The following is a 20460-nucleotide window of genomic DNA, read 5'->3' on the forward strand; positions in this document are numbered from 1 at the left end:
ATGCCCCCTGATCCTCAGGGGGCATCGTCGTGCGCGGCCGGCAGCCGCCGCGTTCACCGGGTGCCGTCGGCCTCGCCGGTCCCGGCACCGGGGTCCTGGGCCAGTGCCGCCTGCAGCGCGTCCCCCAGCTCCGCCGCCGTGGCCTGCTCCAGCTCCGCGAACACGGCGGCGGTGCCCGGATCGCCGCCCTGCGCCAGGAACTTGGCACGCATCAGCTCCGGGTGGCTGCGGGCCGTCTCCGCTCCGGCGCCGCCGATCGGGATGCCGCGCTCCCGAACGGCGGTCCGGCCGTCGGCGAGGCGCACGGTGACCCTGGCCGGCGTCAGCTTGGTCGCACCCTCCAACGACCCTCCCGGGTCCGCCGGTTCGGCAGCGACGGGGCCGAAGGCGGTGGGCCCGGCCGCCGAAGTGAACCGGTCCGTCCACTCCTTGGCCCGCTCGCCCGCCTGCCGCAGCGCCTCGCCGAACGGAGCGACGGACGAGAACAGTTCGCGGGTCATCCGCTCGTCGTGCACCAGCCGCACCCGCTCGGCGAGCGCCCAGCGCCCGCTCTCCCGTACGGCGGGTGCCCTGAAGTCGGCCGTGGTCAGGTCGCCGTGCAGCAGCGCGGTCGCCACGGTGTAGGCCATGGACAGCGGCAGCGCGCCGGCCGGGGTGTCGGGTCCGGCCAGGCAGGGGCGGCTGGCCCGGTCCACCTGCACGGTGTACAGCGACGCCTCCACCACCACCTCGGCGACCTCGGCGCCGCCGGCGCCCAGGCCGAGTGCGCGGTGCAGGTCCAGGGCGCAGTCGACGGCGGCGTCGATGCCCGGTCCGCCCGGACGGACCTTGAACGACAGGGTGTCGGTGTGCCAGCGCCGGCCCAGAGCGGCGGTCGTCACCTCGGGCAGCGGCACGGTGGCGAACCGGGCCAGGAACCCGTCGTCGTGCTCGATGACGTCCCGCAGTCCGCCGAAGCCGGCCTCGGCCGCGTCGCAGGCGTCCATCGCCATGCCGACCGGGACGAGCGCCCCGAGAGCACGGGCGTCGCTGCCGATGTACGCGGGAAACAGCGTCCACGGCGGCATGGACAGCGCCAGGGCGAACGCGTCCGCCCAGCGTCCGGCGGGTGCGCCCTCGGCCCGCAGCCGCCCGGCGACACCGCCGACCAGGCTGGTGTGGGCGGCGGTCTGGCCCCGGAACGGCCCGAGGGTGGCCGCGGCGGTGAGCCGCGCGGCGCACTCGTTCGCCGTGATGACCGCCGTGAGCAGCGCCCGGCCGTCCAGGCCCAGCGCCTGCGCGTAGGCGAGCGGGACGGCGACGGTGGAGGCGGACAGGTGGCCCGCGTAGGCGGTGTCGTCGAGGTTCAGCCACGATCCCAGTCCGGCCAGCACCCGGGCGCTGCCGCGCGGGTCGGACTGCAGCGGCGGACCGAAGGCCCGCACCAGCCGGCCGCCCAGCGGATGCGCCAGGCCGGCCCGGATGGCGGCCAGCTGGGACAGGATCTGGCTCTTCGCCAGCCCGACCACCCGGTCCGGCACCGCGTCCAGCCCGGTCCCGCTCGCCCAGGCGGACAGCTCCTCGGCCAGCGTCACCACGGTCCGGCCCCCGCTCGCCCCGGCTCGGCGCCTTGCGGTGCGCCGGCGTGCGCCTCGGCGCCGGCCGCTCCCGGCACCCCGTCCGCGGTCTCCGGGTCGCAGAGCACCGGCAGCACCCGGGGCACCGCCGTCAGGGTGACCCGCGATCCGGTCTGCGGGAGCAGTTCCCCGTCGTGCTCGAAGCACAGGGCCGCCCCGTCGGTGCGCTCGATGACCACCTCGCGCCCCCGGGCGTAGACGACGTGCGCGGACCGCACATGCCGTCCCTCGCGCAGCTCGGCCTGCAGGTCGGCGGGCCGGTAGGCGGCGTCCGCGACGCACACGTCGAGCAGTCCGTCGTCCAGCAGGGAGTGCGGCATCATCCGGAACTGCCAGGCCCGGTAGCGGCCGCCGCCCACGTTGGCGAAGACCGTCCGCCCCTCGTGCACCACCGTTCCGTCCACCACGACCCGCCCGGGGTAGGGCTCGAACTGCCCCATCACCCGCTCCAGTCCTGCCTGGAGCCGCCGGTGCCCCAAGGAGCGGACACCGGAGGCGCCCTGCAGGACCAGCGCGCTGAGGCCGGCTCCCGCGCCGAGCAGGGCCATGCGGTCCAGCTCCGGTATCCGGGCCAGGTCCAGCAGCCGCGGCCGGACCTGCGGGCCGCCCAGCGCGGTGCGCAGCGCTTCCTGCCAGGGCCGGTCGCCCCAGTGCGCGCGGTAGTTGGAGTTGCCGGTGCCGGCGGGGACGACGAACAGCGCGTAGGGCCGGGGCGGTTCGGCCGCCGCCCGGGTCAGCCCGGCGACGGTCTCGGCCACCGTGCCGTCACCGCCCAGGGACACCACCACCAGCAACCCGTCGTCCCCGGCCGGGGCGGAGCCGGAGCGGCCGGTCACCGCCTCCGCCGCGATCCTCGTCGCGTCGCCGCGTTCGGCGGTCCAGCGCGTGTGCGCCGGGACGCCCAGATCGGCGCACCGCTCGGCCACCTCGTCGGCCAGAATCCGGGAAGCCTGCCCCGCGGCAGGATTCGCGATGATCAGGCATCGTGGGGACGAGCGTGCATTCACAGGGTCCATCGGAATCCTCCGGCCGTAAGGAAAACAGGCATGCGGAACCGATTATTGTTTATGCCTTCTGATATTCCGCTGACGCGCCGCTGACATGCCGGCGGCCCGCGCTGACGTACTGCTGACACCCCGCTTCAGGTGCTGATTTCATCCTCCGACGGCCCTTGCCAGTAAGCGATCCGGTCTGTCATAAACGTTGGGTACGGTAGCTCGCACCGGAATCCCAGGACGGCGATGATGACCGAAACAATTGAAATCGAGGACGTCGTTCTCCGCACTCTGCGGGAATACTCGGGAGCGAACAATCCGAGCGCCTTCCTGGCGGCGAATTCGGGTAACTCCTACTTCACGCTCCCGGGGCGGCCGGGCTTCATCGCCTACCGCACGACCAGCCGGTACGTCGTCCAGTTCGGCGGCCCCTTCGCACCGCGGGAGGCGTACGCCGAACTGCTGTCGGCCTTCACCGGGTTCGCGGCGGAGCAGGGCCGCCCGGTGGTCGCCGTGCAGCTCCAGCGCCACGACGCCGACCACTACGAGGAGCAGGGCTTCACCGTGAACCAGGTCGGCGCGTCCTACGCGGTCGACCTCGCGACGTACGCGCTCGCCGGGCACCGGTTCATGAAGCTGCGCAACAAGATCTCCCTGGCGGCCCGCAACGGCCTCACCGTCATCGAGGGTGAGCTCGCGGACTGGGAGAAGCAGATGCGCGCCATCGACGAGGTGTGGCTGCCCACCAAGGGCGAGCACGCCCGGATGCTCGAGTACCTGGTCGGCGAGTACGGCGGCCCCGCACAGCGCCACCGCCGGCTCTTCCTCGGGCTGATCGACGGTGAACTGGTCGGATACATCTCGTACTCACCGGTCTACGGCGACAACCCCGGCTGGATGCACGACCTGTGCCGGCGGCGCCCCGGCGGTTCGCCCGGCATCATGGAGTCCCTGAACAACCACGCGATGAAGACCTTCCAGGCCGAAGGCGTTCCGTGGCTGCATTTCGGGTTCACCCCCTTCACCAGCCTGCGCCCGGAGTTCGAACGCCCCGGCGCGAGCCCGGGGTTCAACTGGCTGATGCACTTCCTGTGGGAACACGGCGAGAGCATCTACCCGGCCGCCACCCAGCTCGCCTACAAGGAGAAGTGGGGTCCGGACCTGGTGATTCCCGAGTACGTCGCCTTCCAGGGGCGCGCGAGCATCACGGGTTTCGCCCACATCTTCCGCGCGGCCAACGCGCTGTGAGCACACACTCGAATCAACCCGAAAGCGAGGCCGTAATGACCGAACAGGATCTCGTGGACGCGTCCCCCGTCGAGGAGGCGATCGGGCGCGTCATCCAGCTCTTCATGGGCGTCGGCGCGGACCCGGACAACGAGGAGACCGGCGCGGCGGCCGACCAGGCCCTGGCCGACCTGGACGAGGTGATGACCGCCGCTGCGGGGGCGGCGGCGAAGACCGCCTGAGCACGGTTCGCGTCCGGGGGCGGCGGTGCGGCCGCGGCCCCGGACGCACCCGTACCGCATCGGGTCACCGCATCAACTCACCCGCGTTGACCAGCAACGACTGCCCGGTGATGGCCCGTGCCCGGTCGGAGGCGAGGAACACCACCGCATCGGCCACGTCCCCGTCGGTCGCCGGCTCGGGCAGGGCCATCCGCTCCGTCAGCCGCCCCAGCACCTCCGCCTCCGGCACGCCCTCCGTCTGCGCGGTGAACCGGACGTACGCCTGCACCGGCGGCCCCCACATCCAGCCCGGCAGGACGGTGTTGACCCGGATCCGCCGCGGCCCCAGCTCCCGCGCCAGCGAGTACATCGCGCTCGTCAGCGCTCCCTTCGACGCGGCGTACGCCGCCTGCTTCACCTGCGAGGGCGCGGCCACCGCCGACTGCGTCCCGATGAAGACGACGGACCCGCCCCCGCCCTCCCGCAGCGCGGGGAGGCAGGCCCGGGTCATCCGCAGCGTGCCGAGGAGGTTCACCTCCATGACCGACTGCCACGTCGCGAAGTCCGCGTCCTCGACGCCGCCGAAGTAGGAGTCCCAGGCCGCCACGTGCACCACCGCGTCGATCCCGCCGAACCGCTCCCGCGCCAGCACGGCCAGCGCCTCGCACTGTCCCTCGTCGGTGATGTCCGTCGCCCGGTACGCCGTGCGCGCGCCGGACGGATCGATCTCGGCCGCGCTCTTGGCGAGGTTCGCCTCGGTGCGTGCCCCGAGCACCGCGTTACCGCCGTCCCGTACGACGGCCGCGGCGACCCGATGGCCGAGCCCGGCGCCGACTCCCGAGACGACGACGGTCTTTCCGGCGAGCAGGGACATCCGTACCTCCCGGGCTATGGCGCTTCATCTGACGGTCCGTCAGAGTATGGGCGACCGGAGGAGGACGGAAGGGGAGGGGAACCACGTGAGCGAGGAGACCCGCAGCGAGGTGTACGCGGAACTGGCCGCCGTGGGCCCGTACGGCGTCCGGCCGGGCCACGCCCTGATCACCATGGTCGAGCCGCATCCCGGGCACGAGTACGCCTACAACCGCTGGTACGAGGACGACCACTACTACGCCGGCGCGATGGCCATGCCCTGGATGTACGCGGGCCGCCGCTGGGTGGCGACGAGGGACCTGCAGCTCCTGCGCCGCCCCGAGAAGTCGGCGATCGCCCAGCCCGTCACCGCCGGCTGCTACCTCTCCACGTACTGGATCACCGCCGGCCGCTACGACGACCACATGAAGTGGACCGTCGCCGTCAACAGGCGCCTCAACCGCGACGCCCGCGTCCACCACGACCGCACCCACGTCTTCACGTCCTTCCAGGACCACGAGACGACGGTCTACCGCGACGGCGCGGCCGGCCCGCGGGACTTCCACGCCCTGGACCACCCCTACGCGGGCCTGGTCCTGGAGGTGATCGACACCGAGTCGGCGGAGCAGCGGGCCGAGCTGCTCCAGTGGCTGGCCGCCCGCCACCTCCCGCGCCGCCTCGCGGGCTCCCCCTGCGCCCTGGTGACGGTCTTCCGCCCCACCCCCCTGCCCGGCGACCGCATGACCTACGTCAAGCAGGTCGAGGGCGTCGACACCCGCCTGACGCTGCTGTGGTTCCTGGAGGCCGACCCGAGGCAGTGCTGGCAGGACCAGTTCACGGGGCTGGAGGAGCAGGTGACCGACTCGGGCCTGGGCAGGGTGGAACTGCTGGCCCCGTTCGTCCCGACGGTGCCGGGGACGGACCGGTACGTCGACCAGCTCCGCTGAACCTCACGGAGCCGGTCACGACAGTCACGGGGTCACGGAGTCTTGAGCTCGTCCGGACACGGGGTACCCCGGGGCAGCTGGTACGGCGCCGCCAGCCGGTAGGTTCCCGCCTTCGGCGCGAGCAGCAGGGTCCACTTGTCCCCGTTCGCGTCCTCCGGCGTCTCCGCCAGGCACCCGTTGACGTTCCGGTACTTCTTCGGCGGGCCGGAGGAGACCACCTGCGGCGGTTTCAGGCTCTTGCCGTGCTCGTCGACGATGCTCAGCCACGGCGAGTAGGGGATCCTGATCAGGATCCGCCCGGCCTTGCGCACCTGAAGTGTCATCTCGCCCTGGTCGGCGCGGTCCACCACCGCGTCGGGCTCGGCGAGCGGCGTCGGATCGGTCACCTGGAACAGCTGCCAGTTGGCGTCGCCCCACACCTGCGTCAGATACGGCATGCCGCGCCGCAGCAGTTCCCGCTCGCGCTCGCCGCCGTCGCCGTCGGGGTTGTCCTTCGGCAGGACGACGAAGTGGACGGCCCAGCGCTGCAGCCACTCGTGGTAGTTCGCCGAGTTGAGGGTGTCGTCGTAGAAGAGCGGGTTGCGCTCCATGTCGGCCTGCCGGTTCCAGCCGCGCGCCAGGTTGACGTACGGCGCGAGCGCCGACGCCTCCCGGTGCGAGCGGGCCGGGACCACCTCGACGCGGCCCTTCTCGGCACCGGCCTTCTGCAACTGGTGCACCAACGGGGCGAGCTCGCGGGCCCAGGACGCGGCCGGGGTCGTGTGGATGATGTCGTCCACCGACTTGAAGCCGATCCAGCCGGCGAAGCCGACGAGCGCCAGCACGGCCGTGTACCACTTGCGGGACTTCGGCACCATGAACGGCAGCGCGGCCACCAGCGTCGCACCCGCGAACACCATCGGCAGCCGGGAGATGTTCGACCCGATCTGCGAGCTGATCAGCCACACCAGGACCACGCCGACGCTGTAGACGGCCGCCGTCAGCCGGACCGTCACCCACTGGCGGGGCACGAGGAACAGGCACAGCAGGCCGTACGCCAGGGGCAGGATCACCGAGCCGATCGTCATCGGCTGGGTGCCCGAGAACGGGAAGAGGAAGTACGAGGCGGCGACCACCACCGTCGGGGCGAGGCCCAGCGCCCAGGCGCCCGGCCGCCGCTTCTGCAGGAACAGCGCGACCGCGACCAGCCCGACGAACAGCCCCGAGACGGGCGAGGCCATGGTGGACAGGCCGGCCAGCGGGGCGGCCACCGCCGCCTTCGCCCAGCGTTTGTACCGCCACCGGTACGGCCAGCAGAAGACGGCCGCGACGGCGCCGAGCGCGAACATCGTGCCGAGGCCGAAGGTCACCCGGCCCGAGATCGCGTTGCACAGCAGCGCGACGACCCCGGCGAGCGATGCCCACAGCGGGTTCTTCACCGCCCGGCTGCGGATCAGGACCAGCGTCAGCAGGCCCGCCGACACGGTCCCGGCGATCATCATCGTCGTACGGACGCCGAGGACGGCCATCAGATACGGCGACACCACGCTGTACGACACCGGGTGCATGCCGCCGTACCAGGCGAGGTTGTACGCCGAGTCCGGGTGCCGGCCCACGAACTCCGCCCAGGCGTCCTGCGCGGCGAGATCGCCACCACTGTTCGCGAACGTGAAGAACCAGACGATGTGCAGGACGCCCGCGAGGGCCGTCACGGACAGCACGGGGTGCTTGAGCAGCCGCTGCCGCAGGGGTTCCGCGGCGACGAGAAGACGCGCGAGTCTGCTGGAGGGCGCGTCGAGGCGATCACTGTCGGTACGGCCGTCCGGGTGGTCGGTGTGATCCCCGTGACCGTCCGCGTCAGGCTCGGACAGGCGTATTCGCGGGCCGGATCCCGGCCCCGGATCGGCGTCGTCGGCGCGTGTCGGCTCGGCTGTGGCCACCTGAAGGCACTCCCCGTGTCCCGTCTTCTGTTCTCGGCCGTGTTCCACGGCGTTCCCGGCTGCTTCCCGTCCAGTTCGCGGCCATGTCCCGTGACCGGCGACCTGCCCCGATTCGTGACGCTAGCACGCACCCCGCCGCGGGTCTTCGTCGGCGGGGTGCGTGCCGGTGGCGACCGGGGTGCGGACTCAGCCCAGACGGGTCAGCTTGGCTCCGAAGCCGGGCTCCGCCAGATCCTTCTGCAGGGTCACCGGCACCTTGACGGCGCCGGCCGAACCGTCACCCACGGTGAGCGAGCCGACCTGGGTGCCCGCCTTCGCGGTGTGCGGCACCTTGCCGGAGGCGAAGGACAGCTTCACCTTCAGCCCCGGCCAGCCGGCCGCCGTGACGTCCTTCGTCGCCACGATGGGCGTGCGGCCGCCGAGACCGTCGTCGACGTACCCGACCACGTCACCCTTCTTCAGGATCGTCACCGACTTCAGCGCGCCCTGCGCGGCCCGGATCAGCTTGTCGCCCGCGTCCAGGACCCCGCTGATGATGGTGTTGTCGAAGCCGCCGGCACGCTGGCGCAGCACGGCCCCGATGATGGTGCGCGTCTCGCCGCCCACCTGCTGCTTCGCCGCGAAGACCAGGTTGCCGAGGGCGGCGGTCGAGGTGCCGGTCTTGATGCCGACGACGTTGTTGTGGCCGACCAGGCGGTTGTAGTTGGAGTGGTTGACGCCCTTGTAGTCGTTGTACGACATCATCGCCGCGACCTCGCGGAAGACGGGCTGCTGCATCGCCGTCCGGGCCAGCTTCACCTGGTCCACGGCCGTGCTGACCGTGGAGGCGGTCAGGCCCGAGGGGTCGGTGTACGTGGTGTTGGTCATGCCGAGGCCCTTGGCGGCGGCGTTCATCTTCACGGTGAACGCCTGCTCCGAGTGGGAGTCCCAGCGGGCGAGCAGCCGGGCCACGTTGTTGGCGGAGGGCAGGAGGATGGCCTCCAGGGCCTCGCGCTCGGAGATCGAGTCGCCTGCGGTGACGCGGACGGTGGACTCCTGGCCCGCGTCCGACTGCTGCTCGGCGGGCTTGTCGATCCTGATCTTCGGGCCGTCCTGGCCGCTCTTGAGCGGGTGGTCGCGCAGGATGAGGTACGCGGTCATCACCTTGGCGACGCTCGCGATCGGTACGGGCTTCTGGTCGCCGGAGTTACCGAACGTGCCGATGCCCTGGACGTCGAGCGCGGCCTGACCGTCGGCCGGCCACGGGATGTCGGCCTTGCCGCCGTCGAAGGTGTAGCTGTCCTTCGCGGTGAGGTCGAGGGTGGGGTCGGGGAGCGGGCGGAGAGTCTGCACGACCGCGACGACGATCGCCAGGAGCAGGACCAGGGGGGTCCAGATCTTGAGCCGGCGCACGATCGTGCGGACCGCGGTCTCCGGGGGCGGCGGCGTGTTGGTCAGCTCCGCCAGGAGGTCCAGCGGGGGCTTCGGGGGGAGGGGCTGCTGGGTGGTGCGCTCGGGGCCGACCTGGGGGACGGGGGTGGTGGCGGCCGGCTCGGCGGCCGGCTTGGCCTCCGGCTTGGCGGCCGTCGCCATGTCGTTCTTGAGCGCGACGAACTTGCTGGTGCGCTCGGAGCCGGATTCCGGTGCCTTGGGTGTGTCCGTCCTGCCGCCGAGCTTGAGCATGGTCGTCGGCTGGTCGACCTGCGGGGCGGGCTTGGGCCCTATCGCCTTGAAGACGGTGGTGGGCTGGTCGACGGGAGTGTTGTCCTGCGGGTCGTCGTCCGTGTCCGCCTCGGCTTCGCCTTCGGCGTCCGTGCTCCCGTCCGCACCACTCGTGCGGGTCTCGTCGTCGGCTGCGGGTGGCCCCTGCGGGGCGTCCTCGCCGTCGGCGTCCTCGGGCCCGTCCTCGGGCCCGTCCTCGGGCCCGTCCTCGGGCCCGTCCTCGGCCTCGGCCTCGGCTTCGCCGACCTTTGCCTTCGCATCGGCCTCGGCCTCGGCGTCCCGGTCGCTGTCGGTCTCCGCGTCGGCGTCGGCGGCACTGTCCGTGTCGGCGTCCGCGTCTGCCTCGGCGTCAGCTTCGGCGCCCCGGTCGGTGTCGGTCTCCGCGTGAGCCCCGGCGTCACCATCCGAGCCGGCCTCCGCGTCAGCCTCGGCCTCAGCTTCGGCGTCCCGGTCGCTGTCGGCCTCCGCGCCAGCGTCGGCCTCGGAACCCGCCTCGGCCTTCGCCTCCGCGTCCGCCTTCCCGTCGTCCGCGTCCGCCTTCTGGTCGTCGGCGTTCGCCTTCTGGTCGGCGTCGGCGTCGGCGTCGGCGGTCGTCGGCTCCTCTGCGTCCGTCTCCGCGTTCCCGGCCGCCTTCGCCGGGGCGCCGGTCTTCGCGTCCGCATCGGAGTCCGCGTCAGCGTCCGCCTCCGTAGCCGCGTTCGCCTCCGCGTCGGCACCCGTGGCCTCGGACCCGGTCTCAGCCTCCCCGGCCTCCGGCTCATCCGTGGCCGTCGGGCCGGGACTTGCGGCGCCGCGGACCCAGGCCGAGACCGCCTCGCGGAGGGCGGTGTCCTCCGACGAGGCTTCCGAGGCGCGGGCCTTCACGTCACGGACCGACAGGACCTTCGTCGCGGTGTCCGCGCCGTCGGGCGAGGAATCCTTTTCGCGCGAGACGGCGAGGCGTGGATCGCGTGCCTCGGGAACCGGCCCCGCGCTCCCGGGCGTCAGTTCTGCCGACGACTCGCGCTGCTTCGACCTGTCGGGGGACTCGCCCGCCACCGATGCCTCCTCCTGCGCCGCACGCCCACGCGCGCGCCCTGTCCGAACCATGTACCAGTGTCCTGTGTGAGGGCTTGGCCCCTGCAGTAGACGAGAACGACATACCTACCGGTTCCCTCACGAACCGGTCACGCACCCTCGACAGACCAATGTGAGAGGGGTCACCCTGTCATTCATCCACGCGGGGAGGCATGGATGGGCAGGAGCCGCAGAACACTTCCGGAGGAGCTTCTGCTGCTGGCACTGGACCCGGCCACGGGTACCACTGCGCAGCCGCAGTCGCTCGACCTCGGTCTGGCCGGTGCACAGCTAGTGGAGCTGGCGCTGGCCGGACGGATAGCCCCAGACGGGGATCGTATCGCCGTGGTGGTGCCACGGCCGACTGGAGATCCGACTTTGGACTGCGCGTTGGAGTTGCTGCGAAGGCGTGGCGCTCCTGTGCGTGCCGTCCACTGGATCGGCGGGCCCCGGCTGGGGCTCCGTCAGACGTACCTCTCGCATCTGGAGCGGTGCGGCATGGTGCATGCCGTGGCCGGTCAGATGTGCGGGGTGCTGCCGACGACTCGCTATCAGGCGACGGACAACGAGATCAGCCGGGAGATCCGAGCCCGGCTGGATTCCGCGATCCGCACCGGCGTACCGCCGGACCCGCGGACCGCGGCGCTCGCCGCCCTGGCGCACGCCGTCGGACTCGGCAAGCACCTGTATCCGGGGAACGAGGGGCGCTCGTCCCGGTCCCGGCTGCGGGATCTGATCCGGCACGACCCCATGGGCGGTCTCGTCGCGCACGCCGTGATGGACGTGCAGAACGGTGCTGTCGCACAGCCGCGCCGGGGCGCCGCCGCCACCGGTCGGCAGGGCGCGGCGGCCGGTGCAAGGTCCGCGGCGGAACCCGCACGCGGGGTTCCGATGCAGCCGCACCGCGGGTCCATGGCACGCGCCGTGGCCCACTGAGCCGTAATCCCGGCTCTGCACCGTGATCACGGTTCTGAGCCGCAACTCCGGTTCCGAGCCGTAACCCCGGTTCTGAGCCGCAACCCCGGTTCGCCCAGACCCGGTTCGGGAGCCGCTGGGTCAGAGCGGGGCGGTGGGATCCTTCCCCGGGGTCCCGCCGTCCCGCTCGGCTGCGTCCCGGTACACCATCGGGTGGCGAGCCGTGGCGAACTGACGCGTACGCGCCGCATATCCACCGTTTCCCAGCGGTAGAAAGCACCTTGGTGGCAGTCTGCTCAGCGGCAGATACGGAAAGTGTTAGGCAACAGGCAGGCAGCCGGAGGTGCACGTCCCGTGGCGTCCAATGTCAATCCCACCGTCAGGCGGCGCCGGCTGGGCCAGGAGCTCCGCAGGCTCCGCGAGCTCAAGGGCATGACGGCCGAGGAAGTGGCGGAACGACTGCTGGTGTCGCAGTCGAAGATCAGTCGGCTGGAGAACGGCCGCAGAAGCATCAGCCAGCGCGATGTGCGCGACCTGTGCGGGGTGTACGAGGTCGAGGACCAGCGGATCGTCGACTCGCTGATGGAGATGGCCCGGGACTCCCGGCAGCAGGGCTGGTGGCACACTTTCGGGGACATCCCGTACAGCGTGTACATCGGTCTGGAGACCGACGCCGAGTCGCTGAGGGTGTACGAACCCCAGCTGGTCACCGGTCTGTTGCAGACCCGCGCCTACGCGGAGGCCCTGGTGCAGGGCGCGCTGCCGGAGACGTCGACCGCCGAGATCGAGAAGCGTGTGCAGGTGCGCATGCGCCGACAGGAACGTATCACCGCCGAGAACAACCCGCTCCGGCTGTGGGTGGTGCTCGACGAGGCGGCGCTGAAGCGTGTCGTGGGCAGCAGACTGGTGATGCGCGAGCAGCTGGACCATCTGATCGAGATGTCCCAGCTGCCGCACGTCACCGTGCAGGTGCTGCCGTTCGAGGTGGGCGCGCATCCCGGGCTCAACGGCCAGTACGCGATCCTGGAGTTCGCCGATGCCGCGGACTCCAGTGTGGTGTACCTGGAGGGCGTCACCAGCGACCTGTACCTGGAGAAGGCCCAGGACGTGCAGAAGTACGCCGTGATGTACGAGCATCTGCGGGCACAGTCCCTCAATGTGGAGCAATCCCGGCAGTTCATTGCAAAGGTGGCCAAACAGTACGCCGAATGAGCGGTTGTCACGGAGGGCGCCGGATCGTACACCGAAGGTCCACTCCAATGGAAGGCTCCCCTGGAATATGCCATCCGGTTGAGTGAACGACTACTCCGGCAGGGGTGGTTGCCCGGTAGCGTCGATCACGCCAACCAGACGACAAGGTTGGCGTGAACCGCACTATCGCAACTCGCAACAGGAGTGGACATGGCACTGATTCAGGGCGCTTCGGAGACGTGGATGAAGTCCTCCTATTCCGCGGGCAACGGCGCCTGTGTCGAGGTCAAGTCGCCCGCCGACGCCGAACTCGCCGTCCGTGACTCCAAGGTCCCCGAGGGCCCGATCCTGGCCTTCCCGGCCGACGCCTGGAACGCCTTCGTGACCTCGGTCAAGGCCTAGGGGGCTCTCTCTGACCTTCGTCAGTGAAGCCCCGACGAAAACAACTTCACAAGCACCACCAGAAGAGCCCTCTCGACCAGTCGCCGTCCTTGCCGAGAGGGCACCTTCTGTTCGGGGGCAGTGTCACGCCGTCCCCGTGGACCGCACCACCGGGAACGCCACGTCGCACACCGGGTCCTGCGGGCCCGCCGCGTCCCAGTCCGCGAAGTAGACCTCGCGGCAGGGCCCGGCCATCTCGAGCCCCTCGCCCGCCATCCACTGCTCCACCGCCTCGAAGGCCGCCAGGATCTGCGGATGCGCCACCTGCGCCTTGGTGATCCGCGTGTACGCCAGCCGGGCCGCCGGCTCCACCCGTACCGCCGTCTCCCAGGCCCGCCCCCGCCCGGCCGCCCACGCCCGGGCCGCCGCCTCGTCGGCCACCGGCACACAGGACTCCGCCGGGCCGTCGCTCTCCATCGACACCTCGGCGTGGTAGACCACGAACGGCGCGCCCGTCATGCCCCCGCACTCCCGGGCCGCCGCCTCCAGCCGGCCCAGCGACGCCCCGATCCACGTCGGCAGCTCGTCCGCCAGCGTGTGCCGCGACTCGGTGATCACCACCTGCGCCGGCACGTCCACGGTCTCGATCACGAACTTCTCGTACATCTCGGTGTTCCTCCCGGACAGCCGTCCACGGAGGTACTCGGCGAGCGTCCGCTGCCCGGCCACCCGGCTCTCCACGTCCGCCCAGTAGGCGGCCAGCCGGCCGGCGGCCTCGGGCCCCCCGGCGCCGAGCACCTCGGCGATCCGGGCCAGCGGCATGTCCAGCTGCCGCAGCAGGGCCACAAGACGGGCGCGTTCGGCCTGGTCGGCGCGGTAGCGGCGGTAGCCGGTCGCCTCGTCGACATGGGCGGGCACCAGCAGGCCCAGCCGGTCGTACAGGCGCAGCGCCTTGGCCGACAGCCGGGCCCGCGCGGCGAACGCGCCGATGGTGAGCAGGTCGTCGTCCACCGTGTCGTCCTCCGTCACCGGGCGGATCCGCCGCCCGGTGACAGGGACACTCGGCTCTGCCCCAGGGGCAAGGTCAAGCGGCGCTCAGCCGAGCTGGGCCTCGATGGCGGTCACGATCGCGTCCGACTCCGGCTCGGTCTGCGGCGAGAACCGGGCGACGACCGTGCCGTCCCGCCCGATCAGGAACTTCTCGAAGTTCCAGCGGATGTCGCCGCTGTGCCCCTCGGCGTCGGCGAAGCCCACCAGACGCTCGTACAGCGGGTGCCGGCCCTCGCCGTTCACCTCGACCTTCTCGGTGAGCGGGAAGGACACACCGTACGTCGCCGAGCAGAACTCCGCGATCTCCTCGGCGGTGCCGGGCTCCTGGCCGAGGAACTGGTTGCAGGGCACGCCGAGCACGGTGAACCCGCGGTCGGCGTACCGCTCCTGGAGCTTCTCCAGGCCCGTGTACTGGGGGGTGAGGCCGCACTTGGAGGCCACGTTGACGACGAGGACGGCCTTGCCCTCGTACTGGGGGAGGCCGGCGGGGCCGCCCTGCAGGGCGTCGATTTCGACATTCAGCACGTTGGTCATGCCTGGATGCTATGCGCTCACCGGGGTGCCGGGGACGGGCCGGTCGGCGGCCGCGGGTTCGTCGTGGCCGGTCGCGCCCACGCGGCGGCAGCCGCACGTCAGACACAGCCCCGCGCCCCTTCCCGGCGCTGCCCGACCGCCTGCACCAAGACATTCCCGGCCTCTGTGCGTGCATACAGCACCGACCGTCCCGCCCGGCGTCGTGCGATGAGCCCCGCCTCCCGCAGCACCTTCAGATGGCGGCCAACCGAGCCCAGCCCCTGCCCGGTCACCGCCGTCAGCTGGGTGGTGCTCATGGGGGAGGCGAGGAGGACCAGGACCTCGGCCCTGGAGGGCCCGAGGAGCGCGCCCAAGGCGGACGGGACGGTTCGGACGCCCGCGTCGGCGAGGGCGCCGGCGCACGGGTAGACCGCCGCGTAGCGCACCCCGTCGTCCCAGGCGACCCAGCCCGCCCGCTGCACGGTCACCGGCACGAAGAGCAGCTCGGCCCCGGAGATCTCCCGGGGCGGGTACTCGTGGAGGTTGATCTGGAGCAGGTTCTCGCCGAGCCAGCGGGTGCGCCCGGGCCGCAGCTCGTCGAGCACGCTCACCCAGCCGCCCCGGCTCACCTGCGCGGTCCGCGCGACCACGTCCGCCTCCAGCACCCGTCGGCGCCGCTCCCAGGACGGCCGTACGGTCCTCTCCCACACCCACTGAAGGAGTACGGCCGCCCGCTCGGGCAGGTCGTCCCGGTCCAGCTCGGCGGGGAGCGGGCCGGCGAGCGCGGTGCGCAGATGGGCGCGGGCCGCCTCCGGCGCCGTCGAGCGGACCCGGGCGACCTCGTCCGCGAAGGTCTCCCCGCCGTGGGGTGCCGGGGTCAGGAAGTCGGCGATCCACTCCCGGCCGAGCCCGGCCCGCACCAGCCGTGCCGTCACCGGCTCGGCCGCCAGAAGCGCCCGGTAGACGGGCAGATGGGCGCGCAGCCACGCGTGCTCACCGGGATGCGCGGCGTCCGCCACGTGCAGCAGCTTCAGACAGGCGAAGGTCTCGGCGAGCGGCGAGACCACGAACCGGCTGCGGGCGAGGGTGTCCGCGTTGAGCTGCCACAGGCCCACCTCGGTATCCCCCCTCACGGCCGTACGAGCTTTCGCGCTGCGGCGAAACAATAACGAGCCCGTCCGTGCCCCGCCGAGACTCCCCGGCATGTCCAGCTATCGATCCCTGTTCCGCACCCCGGAGTTCACCCCGCTCTTCCTCGGCTCGGCCGCGCAGACCGCCGCGCAGACGGTCGGCGGGCTGGCCCTGGGCACGCTCGTGTACCGGGCCACCGGCTCGCCGCTGCTGTCGGCGGTGAGCATGTTCGGCCCGTCGCTCGCCCAGGTGCTGGGCGCGACCTTCCTGCTGTCCGGCGCCGACCGGCTGCCCCCGCGTACGGCACTGTCCGTGATCGCGCTGGCCTTCGCGGCCGGTACGGCGGTGCAGGCGGTGCCCGGCCTGCCGGTCGGCGCGGTCTTCGGCGTCCTCCTGGTGCTGGGTCTCGTGGCCTCCCTGGGCGGCGGGGTCCGCTGGGGCCTGCTGAACGAGATCCTCGCCAAGGACGGCTATCTGCCGGGGCGTTCGCTGTTCAACATGATGAGCGGGCTGATGCAGATCGCCGGGTTCGCCACCGGCGGCGCCCTGCTCGCGCTGCTCCCCCCGCGCGTGTGCCTGCTGCTGGCGGCGGCGCTGTACCTGCTGGCCGCGCTCGCCCTGCGCCTCGGCCTGAGCGCCCGCCCGCCCCGCAGCGGGGGCCGCCCCTCCGCGGCGGCGACCTGGCGCACGAACGCCCTGCTGTGGTCGTCCCGGCCGCGCCGCCTCACCTACCTTGGCCTGTGGCTGCCCAACGGCCTGGTCGTCGGCTGCGAGTCCCTGTACGTCTCGTACGCGCCGCACGCCGCCGGCACCCTGTTCGCCTGCGGGGCGTTCGGCATGCTCGCCGGAGATGTGACGGTGGGCCGACTGGTGCCGTCCGCGGTGCGCCGCCGCCTGGCCACGCCCCTGTTGCTGTTGCTGGCGACGCCGTACCTGGTGTTCTGCGCGCACCCGCCGCTGCCGGTGGCGGCGGTGTGCGCGACGGTCGCCTCCGTGGGCTTCGGCGCGAGCCTCGTCCAGCAGGAGCGGCTGGTGGAGCTGACCCCGGACGAACTCGCCGGCCAGGCCCTGGGGCTGCACTCCTCCGGCATGCTGACCATGCAGGGCGTGAGCGCCTCGCTGGCCGGCGCGGTGGCCCAACTCACCTCGCCCGCCGCGGGGATGACGATGATGGCGGCGGGCTCGGTGTGTGTGACGCTGGCGCTCGCTACGGCTGCTCGGCGCTCTCCGGAGCCGGGGCGGGAGCCTGCTGCCGAGGCACGCTGAGGTCGGCGTCGATCTTCTGCACGGTCCGGTCGAAGTAGCGCAGCAGCTCGACGGGGAAGGGCATCACGAGGGTCGAGTTCTTCTCGGCGGCCACCTCGACGACCGTCTGCAGCAGGCGCAACTGCATGGCCTCCGGCGTGTCGGACATGATCCTCGACGCGTTGGCGAGCTGCTGTGCCGCCTGGAACTCACCGTCGGCGGTAATGACCCGGGCCCGCCGCTCCCGCTCGGCCTCGGCCTGCCGGGACATGGACCGCTTCAGCGACTCGGGCAGCTGGACGTCCTTGATCTCGACGCGGTCGATGTGGACGCCCCACCCGGTGGCCGGGCTGTCGATCATCAGCGCCAGCCCCTCGTGCAGCCGCTCCCGGTCACTCAGCAGGTCGTCCAGATCGCTCTTGCCGATGATGGACCGCAAAGAGGACTGGGCGACCTGCCCGACGGCGAAGACGTAGTCCTGGACCTCGATGGCCGCGCGCACCGGGTCGGTCACCCGGAAGTAGACGACCGCGTCGACCTTCACCGACACGTTGTCCCTGGTGATGCCCTCCTGGGTGGGCACGGGCATGGTCATGACCTGCACGTTGACCTTGCGCATACGGTCGGCGAAGGGGATCAGGAAGGTGATCCCGGGCTGCCGGTGCCCCGGCAGGGCCTTGCCCCACCGGAACACGACCCCGCGCTCCACCTGGTTGACCACCCGCATACCGCTCTTCAGCACGAGCAGCGCCAACAGCGCCACCACGACGACCGCCACCACGGTGCCTTCCATGGCACTCCATTCCTCGCAACGGCACGGACACCGGGAAGGACACCGGCGGTGGCGGGACGGATGCGGCCGCCCGCGTCATGAATGCGTCAAGATTCCCACGCCACCTCCCAGCGCGCTCGCCGCCTTTCCGGGGCGAGCGCGCTGTCGTCCGGTGGGGGCAGGCCGGGGCCGGGGGTTCGGTCAGCCTGTGGGCAGGGTGATCGTGAATCTGGCGCCGGGGGTGTGACCGGGGTCGTAGGACACCTCGCCGCCGACGGCGCGGGCCAGGCGGCGCGCGAGGGGCAGCCCCAGGCCCGCGCCGTCGTGCCCGTCACCGGAGTCGGCGCGCCGGCCGGGCTGGAACAGCTCGCCCACGAACGCATCCGGCACGCCCGGGCCGTCGTCGACGACGTCGATCCGCACGGAGCCGGGCCCGCGCCGCGCGGACACGGTCACGGCGGAACGGGCGTAGCGGACGGCGTTCGCGAGCAGGGGGCTGACGATGCGTTCGAGGAGGCCGGAGGGAACGCCCGCCTCCAGCACCGAGGCATCCGTCTCCACCGCCGTCCTCACCCGGTCCGGCGCGTCGAGTTGCCGGAGCAGGCGGCCCAGGACCGGCACGGCGTCGGTCGTGCCGGGGGCGCTCGCCGGGTTCAGCGTGTTCTCGCGGACCTCGCTGAGGAGCGTGTCGCATATCGTGCGCATGGACTGCGCGGCCTCGGCGATCACCTCGTGCGCGGCACGGGTCTCGGCGTCCGTGCGCGGTCGGGTCCGCCACCAGTCGAGCTCCATGATGATCCTGGTGAGCGGCGTGCGCAGTTCGTGGGACAGCTCTCCGGTCAGCTGTTGCTCGTGGCGCAGAACGGTGCGGATCCGGTCGAGCAGCGCGTCCAGCGAGGCGCCCAGACGGGCGAGTTCGGCCGGGTGTTCCGCCGCGCCGAAGCGGTCGTCGGAGCCCACCGCACTCCACTGGGTGGCCTGGTCGGTCATCGTCCGCACGGGGCGCAGCGCACGGCCGACGGACAGGCGTGTCAGGACGTACGTGCATCCGAGCATCACGGTGTCCAGGATCAGCGACCCCAGCAGCAGGGTGTCGGCCGAACTGCGGTAAGGAGCCAGGTCCAGGGCGGTGACCACGGTCGCGGTGGCGTGGCGGCCGGGAATCGGCTGGGAGCACAGCCGGACGGGCCGATGACCGCGGGCGTGGTAGGTGGCGCAGGCGGGCTTGCGCTGTACGGCCAGCCGGTCGGCCTCCCGGGTCGGTGCGCTGTCCCGGGCGGCGGACGGCGGCTTCTCCAGCAGACGGGTTCCGGCGTAGATCCACACGTTGGTGTCGAGCAGGCGGTCGTTGACGGTTTCCACGACGCGGACCCGGGAACCGCTGGTGTCGACGGTCGTGGCCACCGCCGCCGCCCTGTTGCGCAGCTCGTCGTCCGCCTGGTGCTGCAGATGCCGGTCCATCACCGCGTTGAACGCCACGGTCAGCACCGTCATCAGCAGCGCGGCGGCGGTCAGCGCCACGAGGGAGAGCCGCCCGCGCAGCGTACGAGGGGCCAGGCGACGAAAGACACGGAGGGAACGGAACGAGCCAAGGGCGCGCAGGGAGCTGAGGGCACTGTTCATGACAGGCGATGTCCGATCCCGCGCGCCGTGTCGATCGCCGGCCGGCCGCCCGCCGCGCACGGTGTGCGGCGCGGCACGTCCCGCGGAGCGTGATCGTCCTCGGCAACCAGGACCTCGGGGTGCATGATCCTCCGTCGGCCCTGCGGCCGTGGTCGTACCCGTCAGGGGTGGCTCATGGGGTCAGCAGCAGAGCACCCAGGCGTCTGCCCGCCAGCCACCGCGCCAGGACGGGCGACCACCGCCGCGTCGCGCGCGTCGCCGCCAGTGCCACGAGTGCGCCGACGACGAGACCGGCCAGGACGTCGTGCGGATAGTGTGCACCGACCCACACCCGGGACACCCCCATCGCCAGCGCGGCCACGACCGCGACCGCCCCGAGACGGCGCGAGACGAACAGCAGGGCCACGGCGGCCGCGGCGGCGATGGCCGCGTGGTTGCTGGGGAAGGACCAGTCGCCGGGCCCCGGACACGCCTCCAGTGTTCTCACGTGCAGGCTCTGGCACGGCCGGTCCTCGCGCACCGCCAGCTTGAGCAGGGCGTCCACGCCGTACGCCGCGACCACGACCACCGGCACCACCAGCGCCGACACCGCGGCGACGGCCCCCTCGCGCCGGGCTCGCCACCAGCCGACGGCGGCCAGGACGGCGAACACCGCGAGCCCGTACGTCGACCAGGCCGAGACCGTGTCGTCCAGCCAGCCCGGCGAGTGCCGCGCGAGGCGCACCACGTCCGTGTAGGCGGAACCGTCGACGGAGGATCCGTCGAAGGCGAGGATCACAGTGGTCATCGGGGCGGGCCCTTTGCGTGCGGGGACATCGGCGTGGGTGAACGGCCGGCAACTTCTGACTACAGAAATGTAGACCGTCTACTGAACTGTAGACGAACAGCTTCCTGGAATCGTTCCGGGCACCCAACACCGAATTCACCGCAGGTCAGCCGTGGTCATCCACCCACAGGCCGGCCGTGGTCGCGCAGCCGGCCGACCTCGAAGCCCCGCTCCGCGCAGGTGTCGAGGATGCGCGAGCAGCCGGTGGTGGCCCTCCCGACCTGCTGCCCGCCCGGCCCGGGCGGGCCGGGCGGGCCGGGCGGGCAGCCGGTCGGGGCG

General features: G+C 72.1%; 17 protein-coding genes and 1 pseudogene. 7 read left to right on the forward strand and 11 right to left on the reverse strand.

Annotated elements, in window-relative coordinates:
• Positions 1–53: 53 nt before the first annotated feature.
• Both ACWGJ5_RS45330 and ACWGJ5_RS45335 read right to left on the reverse strand, forming a co-directional pair.
• Positions 54–1577: an MmgE/PrpD family protein gene (locus ACWGJ5_RS45330; RefSeq protein WP_453315442.1), complete on the reverse strand. Its 1524-nt coding sequence runs from the start codon at positions 1575–1577 to the stop codon at positions 54–56.
• Entirely contained in the window at positions 1571–2632 is a 1062-nt protein-coding gene (locus tag ACWGJ5_RS45335; protein WP_453315443.1) for a diacylglycerol/lipid kinase family protein, read from the reverse strand. The genes ACWGJ5_RS45330 and ACWGJ5_RS45335 overlap by 7 nt, the downstream gene beginning before the upstream one ends.
• 228 nt (positions 2633–2860) lie before the next feature.
• Between ACWGJ5_RS45335 and ACWGJ5_RS45340 the strand changes: the two genes are divergently transcribed.
• Complete coding sequence (locus tag ACWGJ5_RS45340) at positions 2861–3859, forward strand: bifunctional lysylphosphatidylglycerol flippase/synthetase MprF (protein ID WP_453315444.1); 999 nt, start codon at positions 2861–2863, stop codon at positions 3857–3859.
• A gap of 35 nt (positions 3860–3894) precedes the next feature.
• Entirely contained in the window at positions 3895–4080 is a 186-nt protein-coding gene (locus ACWGJ5_RS45345) for a hypothetical protein (protein ID WP_453315445.1), read from the forward strand.
• A gap of 64 nt (positions 4081–4144) precedes the next feature.
• Here the strand turns inward: ACWGJ5_RS45345 and ACWGJ5_RS45350 are convergent, their stop codons facing one another.
• On the reverse strand, positions 4145–4933 hold the full coding sequence (locus ACWGJ5_RS45350; protein WP_453315446.1) for an SDR family oxidoreductase: 789 nt from the start codon (positions 4931–4933) through the stop codon (positions 4145–4147).
• 85 nt (positions 4934–5018) lie between these two features.
• On the opposite strand from ACWGJ5_RS45350, the gene ACWGJ5_RS45355 reads away from it, so the two are divergent.
• On the forward strand, positions 5019–5858 hold the full coding sequence (locus tag ACWGJ5_RS45355) for a hypothetical protein (protein ID WP_453315447.1): 840 nt from the start codon (positions 5019–5021) through the stop codon (positions 5856–5858).
• Positions 5859–5890: 32 nt separating this feature from the next.
• On the opposite strand, the gene ACWGJ5_RS45360 is transcribed toward ACWGJ5_RS45355, so the two are convergent.
• Complete coding sequence (locus ACWGJ5_RS45360; protein WP_453315448.1) at positions 5891–7777, reverse strand: MFS transporter; 1887 nt, start codon at positions 7775–7777, stop codon at positions 5891–5893.
• A gap of 186 nt (positions 7778–7963) precedes the next feature.
• Complete coding sequence (locus ACWGJ5_RS45365) at positions 7964–10516, reverse strand: D-alanyl-D-alanine carboxypeptidase (RefSeq protein ID WP_453315449.1); 2553 nt, start codon at positions 10514–10516, stop codon at positions 7964–7966.
• A 195-nt stretch (positions 10517–10711) separates the two neighbouring features.
• Here ACWGJ5_RS45365 and ACWGJ5_RS45370 point away from each other — a divergent pair, with 195 nt between their 5' ends.
• The 3 genes from ACWGJ5_RS45370 to ACWGJ5_RS45380 all read left to right on the forward strand — a co-directional run bounded on the left by ACWGJ5_RS45370 (position 10712) and on the right by ACWGJ5_RS45380 (position 13042).
• Positions 10712–11470: a GOLPH3/VPS74 family protein gene (locus tag ACWGJ5_RS45370; protein ID WP_351611552.1), complete on the forward strand. Its 759-nt coding sequence runs from the start codon at positions 10712–10714 to the stop codon at positions 11468–11470.
• 333 nt (positions 11471–11803) lie between these two features.
• Positions 11804–12661, forward strand: a complete 858-nt coding sequence (locus ACWGJ5_RS45375) for a helix-turn-helix domain-containing protein (RefSeq protein ID WP_228623226.1) — start codon at positions 11804–11806, stop codon at positions 12659–12661.
• Positions 12662–12850: 189 nt separating this feature from the next.
• Positions 12851–13042, forward strand: coding sequence for a DUF397 domain-containing protein (locus tag ACWGJ5_RS45380; protein ID WP_228623227.1), 192 nt, complete (start codon positions 12851–12853; stop codon positions 13040–13042).
• 123 nt (positions 13043–13165) lie between these two features.
• Here ACWGJ5_RS45380 and ACWGJ5_RS45385 read toward each other — a convergent pair whose 3' ends face one another.
• The 3 genes from ACWGJ5_RS45385 to ACWGJ5_RS45395 all read right to left on the reverse strand — a co-directional run bounded on the left by ACWGJ5_RS45385 (position 13166) and on the right by ACWGJ5_RS45395 (position 15699).
• Positions 13166–14050, reverse strand: coding sequence for a MerR family transcriptional regulator (locus tag ACWGJ5_RS45385; RefSeq protein WP_453315450.1), 885 nt, complete (start codon positions 14048–14050; stop codon positions 13166–13168).
• A gap of 66 nt (positions 14051–14116) precedes the next feature.
• Entirely contained in the window at positions 14117–14605 is a 489-nt protein-coding gene (locus tag ACWGJ5_RS45390; RefSeq protein ID WP_453315451.1) for a glutathione peroxidase, read from the reverse strand.
• 98 nt (positions 14606–14703) lie between these two features.
• Positions 14704–15699, reverse strand: coding sequence for an ArsR family transcriptional regulator (locus ACWGJ5_RS45395; RefSeq protein ID WP_453315454.1), 996 nt, complete (start codon positions 15697–15699; stop codon positions 14704–14706).
• Between the two features lie 88 nt (positions 15700–15787).
• On the opposite strand from ACWGJ5_RS45395, the gene ACWGJ5_RS45400 reads away from it, so the two are divergent.
• Positions 15788–16981 carry an MFS transporter gene (locus ACWGJ5_RS45400; protein ID WP_453315452.1) on the forward strand — a complete coding sequence of 398 codons (1194 nt, stop codon included), beginning with the start codon at positions 15788–15790 and terminating at the stop codon, positions 16979–16981.
• Here ACWGJ5_RS45400 and ACWGJ5_RS45405 read toward each other — a convergent pair.
• The 3 genes and pseudogenes from ACWGJ5_RS45405 to ACWGJ5_RS45415 form a co-directional block, all read right to left on the reverse strand.
• Positions 16926–17753: pseudogene (locus ACWGJ5_RS45405) on the reverse strand (slipin family protein); the annotation flags it as partial. The gene ACWGJ5_RS45400 and the pseudogene ACWGJ5_RS45405 overlap by 56 nt on opposite strands.
• A 180-nt stretch (positions 17754–17933) precedes the next feature.
• The gene (locus ACWGJ5_RS45410) at positions 17934–19355 is read right to left on the reverse strand and encodes a sensor histidine kinase (protein WP_453315453.1); all 1422 of its coding nucleotides are present in this window, start codon (positions 19353–19355) and stop codon (positions 17934–17936) included.
• A gap of 172 nt (positions 19356–19527) precedes the next feature.
• Positions 19528–20133, reverse strand: a complete 606-nt coding sequence (locus ACWGJ5_RS45415) for a phosphatase PAP2 family protein (protein ID WP_453315455.1) — start codon at positions 20131–20133, stop codon at positions 19528–19530.
• Positions 20134–20460: the final 327 nt, after the last annotated feature.

This window comes from Streptomyces sp. NPDC054783 (assembly GCF_053611725.1).